Annotated in this window: 1 protein-coding gene and 1 pseudogene; one reads left to right on the top strand and one right to left on the bottom strand. The window is 40.0% G+C overall.

Annotated elements, in window-relative coordinates:
- Positions 1-77 precede the first annotated feature (77 nt).
- Positions 78-252: pseudogene (locus AC1DUW_RS30625) on the top strand (ferritin family protein); the annotation flags it as partial.
- A 151-nt stretch (positions 253-403) separates the two neighbouring features.
- Here the strand turns inward: AC1DUW_RS30625 and AC1DUW_RS30620 are convergent.
- Positions 404-920: M28 family peptidase (locus AC1DUW_RS30620; protein WP_477644421.1), on the bottom strand; the 517-nt coding region annotated here is incomplete at its 5' end.

The raw sequence follows: 920 nt of genomic DNA, 5'->3' as shown, positions 1-920 counted from the left end.
GGATTAGTCGCTTATATAAAAGCAGCTATAGATTTATGCCGATTTAACAGGTCGTCAGTGAAGAGTGTCGAGAATAGTATATCGACGGATTGGAATTCTTTTTAAAAGATGAACAGGAAACAGTTGATTTTTTATTTGGGAATTGCAGATGAAGTAACGAACCCAAGTATTAAAGAGGCCTTTCGCCGAGCGGCAGCAGATGAACAAAATCATGCCGTTTGGTTTTTATATTATCTCGTTAATGCGAAATAGCTAAAGCGATTTGAGATTGACGATAGAGTCCAGTAAATTAAAAAAGTAGCTAAATAGAAGGACAAGAGACATCGTTTAATATGGATGTCTCTTGTCTTTTTTATTAGGAAAACTATTCTATCCTGTGGTTCTAGTAAATTAGAAAAAAGAATTATAAATGTAAATCCTCATCATATTCTGCCTCAACCGGTACAGGTGCTACATTGGACCTTTCCAGTGCCGGTGTGTCCGGACGGGCTGCTTGATAGACTGCTGCACCGAGCACTTGAGCCGTCTTTAACAATTTTTCCTTACTGATCAGCTCAATTGTATCCTTTGCCGTATGGTATTCCGGCTCCAATGGAGCATACGTAAACACCGCGGCAGGAATACCTACTTCTGTGAATGGCTGGTGGTCACTTCTTCCAATTTGATTATAAGGAATGGCATCATAAAGCCTTGTTCCTGCTGAATTTCCTAATGTCGTGACTGTATTTGGTTTTCCATCGTACGTAAACATGGCAAATTCGCCGGCATTTTTGCTGCCCACCATATCCATATTAAACATCGCTACCGTTCTGTTAATCTCATCTTTCGTAAGGCTTTGTGCATAATGCTTGGAGCCTAATAATCCGTTCTCCTCTGCGCCAAAGGTAATAAACCTGATTTCTGTATCAGAAGGTGCATTT

The sequence above is a fragment of the Peribacillus sp. P4_C12 genome (assembly GCF_056402095.1).
This window is presented reverse-complemented; position numbering and strand designations above follow the sequence as displayed.